We start from the raw sequence: 6269 nt of genomic DNA on the forward strand, positions 1-6269 counted from the left end.
GGGGCGACCCGTACCGCCGCCGGCCGCCCCGCCCCCTGACCCGACCGATTCCCCCCCGCCGCCCCGGCGGCACGGCGTGCCGCCGCCCTGCACGCCCCGACCCGAACTCGCAGCAGAACAAGGCCGGTTCCACCTTTCTGGGGAATCGCCCAGCCCGCCGGTATATGCCCCTGGTCTGAGGACATGCATCCCTCGGGCCGGGCGCCGTCCGGCCGTACGGAGCGCACCGCCGGGCCCGCCCGCGCCCGCTCCGCGATGCGACGTCAAGAGAGGTCACGAAGTCATGCGCGCAGAGGCCACCCAGCGAGTCGCCCTCGTCTTCTCCCTGCTGGACGCGAACGGCAACGGAGTACTGGAGGCCGAGGACTTCACGCTCATGGGCGACCGGGTCGCCGCCGCGGCACCCCGGTCAGGCCAGGCGGCCAAGGACACCATGCGGGCGGCCTTCGCTCGGTACTGGACCACACTGCTGACCGAACTGGACGCCAACGGCGACGGCGTGATCAGCTTCGAGGAGTACACCGCCTGCGTGCTCTCGCCCGAGCGCTTCGACGCGACGATCACCGCGTTCGCCGGGGCCCTCGCCGCGCTCGGGGACCCGGACGGCGACGGGCTCGTCGAACGCCGGGACTTCAGGGCCCTGATGACGGCGATCGGCTTCGAACGCGCCAACATCGACGCCCTCTTCGACGCGTTCGGCCCCACGGCCGACGATGTCATCCCCGTGCCGGTCTGGGTCGAGGGCATCAGGGACTACTACGCCCCGGACAAGGCGGGCATCCCCGGGGACCACCTGGTCACCGGGGTCGGGTCGGGGACCGGGCCGGCGGCCTGACGCGGCGGCCGGGTTCGCCATGAGCAGCGCGGAACACGCGGAACACATCGTCGGCCTGGCCGTCGGCCGGGGCACGGGCGCGGAGATCGCGGCGGTCTTCGAACGGGTCCTGGACGGGTTCGCCCGGACCTACGGCAGCGACCTCGCGGTGGTGCGCTCGCCGCGCACCTACCACTCCTACCTCTCCCTGCGGTCGCACCCCGCCGCACGGGACGGCGGTGGCACCGAGGAGACGCGTCGGCTGACCCAGGAGGACGCCGGCCACTACGAGCGGTTCGTCCGCGACCGGGCCGCGGCGGACACCAGGGTGATCTTCCGTACGGCGATCAACGCCCAGACCCTGTACCTCGTCCGGCAGCGGCTGCAGGCCGTGAAGGTGGACGCACTCGACGCCGGCGGCGCCAGGATGCTGCTGGTCCGGGACCAGGCGCAGGGCTTCTACACCGGTGACAACGAGCATCGGCCCGGACATGTCCGGCGGGTCACGGAGTTCAGCCGGGAGATCACCGAGAAGGTCCTGGGCTACGCGGTGCGCCGGGCTTGGCGGGAGTGGCCGGACGAGGGGCCGGACCGGATCGTCATGGCGTACAAGTTCCATCTGCTGGACGGCGCGCTGGACGACTGGGCGGCCGAGTTCGCCGACCGGCACGGCATCGACGTACGGGTCTTCCAGCCGGACACCGTCAACCGGAACCTGATCGCGCACGGCCCGGCCGACCGGACCGTGCTGGTGGCGGGCAACGAGTGGGCCGACATCATGCATGTCGTCCTGCTCGACCGGTTCGGCGCCGGACGCCAGGAGGACCACTGCACCCGCAATGTGCATCTCCACCCCGATGTGCACGGGCTGGTCGAGTACCAGACGGTGCACGGTTCGGCCGATGACCTGGAAGGACGCGACCTGGTCAACCCGGTGGCGACCATCCGGGCCGCCGCCGCGATCGCCGAGCGGCACGCGGACTGCCCAGGCGCCGAGGCCGCGGCGGAACGGGCCCTCGCCCGGGTCCGGCGGGCGGGCATCCGCACCCCGGACCTCGGCGGCCACCACGGCACGACGGAGGTGGCGAACGCCTTCCTCGACGCACTGGAGCCGGGCGCGCAGGCGCGAGCGGGGCGGCCCGCCACCACCTCACCGGTCGCCGGACCATGACGTCGGCGGCGCACAGGGGCACGGCCCTGGTCGTCGTCGACATGCAGAACGACTTCTGCACCGGCCCGCTCGCCGCCTCCCGCTATCCCGGCGACCCGGCGGCGCTGAGCGCCGTCGTCACCCACACCGTACGCGCGGTCGCGGCGGCCCGGACCCACGGCACCGAGGTGGTGTTCGTCCGCTTCGTCGGGGACCCGGCCCACCAGGGACCCGCCTGGCGGCACCGGGACGAGCGGCGCGGCCGGCCGCCCAAGTGCCTGGAGGGCAGTTGGGGCGCCGAGTTCGCCGCGTCGCTCGAACCGGCGCCCGGCGAGCGGGTGTTCACCAAGCGGGCGTGCTTCGACGCCTTCCTCTGCGCCGGCTTCGAGCGGTACCTCGTCGGCCGTGGCACCGGGCACCTGGCCCTCGCCGGGCTCTTCACCGACGTCTGCGTGGACAGCACGGCCCGTACCGCGTTCCAGAAGGGCTTCCACCTCACGGTCCTCAGCGACTGCACCACCGCCCTGCACACCCCGGACGAGCAGATCCTGGAGTTCATGCGCCGCCTCTACGGCGCCCGAGTCACCCCGTACGAGCGCACCGCCGTATGGACCCGACACCCGGACGAGGAGCAGACATGGCCGTAACCACCCCGGAAGCGAACGGTGTTGAGGAAGGCGTCGGACTGACCGCACTTCTGGTGGCCGCCGCGCGGGCCATCGAGACCGGCAGGCCGGACGCGCTGGCCCGGGACGAGTACGCCGAACACTTCGTCCGCGCCGCCCGGGCCTGCGTGGGCTGGCCGTTACGCCCCGACGAGGTGCCCGACGGGGACGCCGACCCCCTGTGGGGCAGGCTGGGCCGCTACTTCGGCCTTCGGACCCGGGTGTTCGACGACCATCTGCTGAGCCGCGCCGAGGCGGGCACCCGCCAACTGGTCCTGCTCGGCGCCGGACTGGACACGCGCGCGTACCGTCTGCCGTGGCCGTCCGGCTGCACCGTCTTCGAGATCGACCAGGAGTCCGTACTCGCCTTCAAACAGCGCACCCTCGACAACCTCGACACCCTGGACACCCCGAAGGCCGCCCCTCGCACCCGACGCGTGACGATCGCCGCGGACCTGAGCCGGGACGACTGGCCGCACGCCCTGTCGGCCGCCGGCTTCGACCCCGCCCGCCCGACGGCCTGGCTGGCCGAGGGCCTGCTGATGTACCTCCCGTCGGCCGTGGAACGCCGCCTGATCGCCGCCGTCACCGCCCACAGCGCCCCGGGAAGCTCCCTCGCGTACGAGGTGAAAGGGGGAGTCGAGTCGGCCGCGGTCCGCGACTCCCCGGTCTACACGGCGGCCCGCGAACGCATCGGCGTAGACGTCCTCACCCTGTTCAACTCGGACCCCCGCCCGGACTCGGCAACCGCCCTTACCCAGCACGGCTGGCACACGACCACCCACAGCCCCTTCGACTTCACCCACTCCCTGAGCGGCGGCCCCCGCCCCGAGGCCCTCGACGCTCCCGACGCCCTGGGCGCCCTCTGCTGGACCTTCGCCACACACCAATCGCCCACCGGCGCGGTCACGCCCATTCCCAGGAGGTGATCAAAGGTGCGCACTGCGTTACAAGCGAAACACTGAATTTCATCAACATGAAGGTAAGGCAGCGGAATCGGTAACGCCTGTTGTTGGCATTCGATGCCTTCGAAGTGCCGTTAATAAATGGCTGGAAACCATGCCTCACCGTTTACGCTGGAGCGGCTGTGCCGAATGGCGCAGCGGCTGCCGAAGCGCCCGGGGAGGGGCGCTGACGCAGTTGTCGGGGTGCGGAGAGAAACGGGGCCCGCCGCGCGGCAGGGAATGTCCCGGCGCGTGTGCGGCGGCCGGTGCTGTGCGCGCCGTCGGCCTCCCGAGAATCGAGGGGAATCCCATCGTGGGCCCACTGTCTCGCCGTGCCCGGACTCCGTTTCACGAAGGGTGAGGAAGAGCTGTGCGACGTATGACCCCTGTCCTTGTGTCCCTCAGCGCTCTGCTGGCGGTCTCCGCGTGGACCGCACCCGCGGCCGGAGCCGCCCCGCAGGCCGACCAGTCGGCGGCCGTCCCCAGCGGGTGGAAGGCGGTCGACGCCACCGAGCTGTCGCGCATCGCCGAGCACACGGACGCCCGGAAGGCACCGCTCGCCGCCGGCGACGGTGTCTCCACCACGGCCGCCGAGCCCGATCTGGTGGCCCTGCAGTCGGTCCGCAACGGAAAGTTCGTCGCCACGGAGAAGACGTACCCCGCCCCCAACACCGGTGTGCTGCGCGCCCGCTCCGCCAGCGTGGGCGGCTCCTGGGAGGGCTTCGCCATGGAGTGGGACGACGCCGGCCAGACGTTCGCGCTGAAGTCGCTGGCCAACGACCGCTACGTGGCAGTCGAGAAGAACTTCACCGGCAGCGCGAAGAACGAGCTGCGCGCCCGCTCCACCAGCGTGGGCGGCTGGGAGCGGTTCGAGCTCTACCGCAACGACGACCTGCAGCGCTGGGCGATCAAGTCCACGCTGAATGGCCTCTTCGTCACCATGGAGAACAGCTACAGCGGCTCGCTCCAGTACGTCCTGCGCGCCCGCTCCGCCAATGTCTCCGGTTCCTGGGAAGAGTTCAACCTCAACGGCCTCGGCGCCTGACGCCCACGCGTCCGGCCCGAGCGGCAGCAGGACCGCTGGGCGGCTCGTCCCCGCGAGGCGAGTGCCGACTGACATCACGATGAACAACGAGCAGGCCCGGGTCGGTGACCCGGGCCTGCTGCTCGCCGAGTCCCGCAGGGACGGGCACGCGCCGGGCCCGCACTGGGCCCGCGCCGGGCCCGCATCGGGCACACACCAGGCCCGCACCGGGCACGGCTCCGATGTGCTTGCGGCCGCTGACCGGGTCGGTGGGCACAACCGCTGTCGGCACCGACTGGTATCCATGGGCCGCATGAATCCTGAGCAGGCAGATCCCGATGACCTTGCGGTGCTCCGTACGGTCTTCGCCGTCGACGGCGGCGGTCGGTCCGCGCTGGGCTGGGAAGCCGTGCGAGCCTTCGAAGCGGAGCACGGCATCGTTCTGCCGGAGCCGTATCGGACCTTCGTCGCGGAGATCACCGACGGCTCGTACTCCGGTCCGCCGGACTACGGGTTGGTGGGCCTGGCAGAGCTGCCCGACGACTGGGGTGACGGCCGACCGGAACGCGACCTGAGCCAGCCCTTCCCCCTCACCGCGCAGTGGCTGTGGGAAGAGGACGATTTACAGCCGCCGGAGGAGGAGTCCGATGTGATCATGGACGGAGTCTTCCAGCACGGGTCGATCGTCCTCGGGACGGACGGATGTGGCATGTACTGGCACCTCGTCGTCACTGGCCCGCATCGTGGGCACATCTGGTTGATCACCGGGGAAGGTGCCACTCCGTTCGCAGCCGAGTTCGGGTTCACCACGGCCGAGCCGGGATTCGGCGGGTGGGTGAAGCACTGGGCCGCCAACAAGCCCTGGTTCGACGCCGCGTGACGAGTCGACACAACGGGCGTTCGGTCCAGCGGCCGTTCCAGTCGGCCGCCGTACAGCCCAGCACGAAGTCCGTCCGGATCCCGGTGGGTTCGATCCGTTTGCATCCGCCGTCGACTTCAGGACTTTCACTCAACGCTCACCGAATGTGTGGGTGAGAACCATTGTGATCGTTGTTTTCAATAGTTGAAACTACGCGCGTGGATCCACCCCGGGTCCTCCCCCACATTTTCGAGAAGGAAGGTGCCCCTTGACGTTCAAGATCAGTCGGGCCCTTGCGCTGGTTTCTTCCGGAGCTGTCATCGCGACGGGTCTAGCGGGTCTCGCCTCCGCTCCGGCCGCCGCGGCTGACCCAAGAAGCTACGAAGTAGACATTGTCGGTGATTCCTACTCCGCAGGGGAGGGGATGATCGGCCACTACTTCAATGCCAATGATCCCCGGCACCGTTCGCCCTACGCGGCCGGAGCGCAGGCGATGCAGAAGGTCCAGGACGCCAATCCGGATGTGGATCTGGATGGCGCCACGGGCGCGTCCTCGGGTGCCGTTTCCAAGGACTTCTTCAAGCCCCAAGCGGCCGAGTCGGCCGGGGATCCGGCGGTCAACGGACCGCAGATGGACCTGGTCCGGCCCGACGCGGATGCCGTGATCGTTGGTTTCGGCGGCAATGACGCCCTTTTCGCCAAGGTCCTGACCGATGCGATCACCTCGGGCACGGGTGAGGCATTCACGAAGACACTCAAAGACCTCGCGCCCATGCTCGACTCGCAGTTGAGCGCCAAGGAGTACCAGGACCA

The 6269-nt window shown here is 70.3% G+C and carries 6 protein-coding genes and 1 pseudogene; all 7 read left to right on the plus strand.

Annotation, left to right across the window (positions count from 1 at the left end; translation table 11 throughout):
- The first annotated feature begins 283 nt into the window (after positions 1-283).
- Positions 284-835 (plus strand): EF-hand domain-containing protein, encoded by a 552-nt coding sequence (locus ACWEKM_RS19210; protein ID WP_451622364.1) that lies wholly within the window; start codon positions 284-286, stop codon positions 833-835.
- Positions 836-854: 19 nt separating this feature from the next.
- Positions 855-1985, plus strand: a complete 1131-nt coding sequence (locus ACWEKM_RS19215) for an isocitrate/isopropylmalate family dehydrogenase (protein WP_451622365.1) — start codon at positions 855-857, stop codon at positions 1983-1985.
- Positions 1982-2611: a cysteine hydrolase family protein gene (locus ACWEKM_RS19220; RefSeq protein ID WP_451622366.1), complete on the plus strand. Its 630-nt coding sequence runs from the start codon at positions 1982-1984 to the stop codon at positions 2609-2611. Before ACWEKM_RS19215 ends, ACWEKM_RS19220 begins: the two co-directional genes overlap by 4 nt.
- Positions 2602-3558, plus strand: coding sequence for a class I SAM-dependent methyltransferase (locus ACWEKM_RS19225; protein ID WP_451622367.1), 957 nt, complete (start codon positions 2602-2604; stop codon positions 3556-3558). Before ACWEKM_RS19220 ends, ACWEKM_RS19225 begins: the two co-directional genes overlap by 10 nt.
- Before the next feature lie 394 nt (positions 3559-3952).
- Positions 3953-4618, plus strand: a complete 666-nt coding sequence (locus ACWEKM_RS19230) for a fascin domain-containing protein (protein WP_451622368.1) — start codon at positions 3953-3955, stop codon at positions 4616-4618.
- 292 nt (positions 4619-4910) lie between these two features.
- A complete protein-coding gene (locus tag ACWEKM_RS19235) occupies positions 4911-5477 on the plus strand; it encodes an SMI1/KNR4 family protein (RefSeq protein ID WP_451622376.1) in 567 nt (188 codons plus the stop codon).
- A gap of 247 nt (positions 5478-5724) precedes the next feature.
- Positions 5725-6269, plus strand: a pseudogene (locus ACWEKM_RS19240) (hypothetical protein); the annotation flags it as partial.

This window comes from Streptomyces sp. NPDC004752 (assembly GCF_053601275.1).

What these genes read in the sequence shown, in the direction of transcription:
- ACWEKM_RS19210 (WP_451622364.1), top strand. Translation starts at nt 284, where the DNA reads ATGCGCGCAGAGGCCACCCAGCGAGTCGCCCTCGTCTTCTCCCTGCTG.
- ACWEKM_RS19215 (WP_451622365.1), top strand. Translation starts at nt 855, where the DNA reads ATGAGCAGCGCGGAACACGCGGAACACATCGTCGGCCTGGCCGTCGGC.
- ACWEKM_RS19220 (WP_451622366.1), top strand. Translation starts at nt 1,982, where the DNA reads ATGACGTCGGCGGCGCACAGGGGCACGGCCCTGGTCGTCGTCGACATG.
- ACWEKM_RS19225 (WP_451622367.1), top strand. Translation starts at nt 2,602, where the DNA reads ATGGCCGTAACCACCCCGGAAGCGAACGGTGTTGAGGAAGGCGTCGGA.
- ACWEKM_RS19230 (WP_451622368.1), top strand. Translation starts at nt 3,953, where the DNA reads ATGACCCCTGTCCTTGTGTCCCTCAGCGCTCTGCTGGCGGTCTCCGCG.
- ACWEKM_RS19235 (WP_451622376.1), top strand. Translation starts at nt 4,911, where the DNA reads ATGAATCCTGAGCAGGCAGATCCCGATGACCTTGCGGTGCTCCGTACG.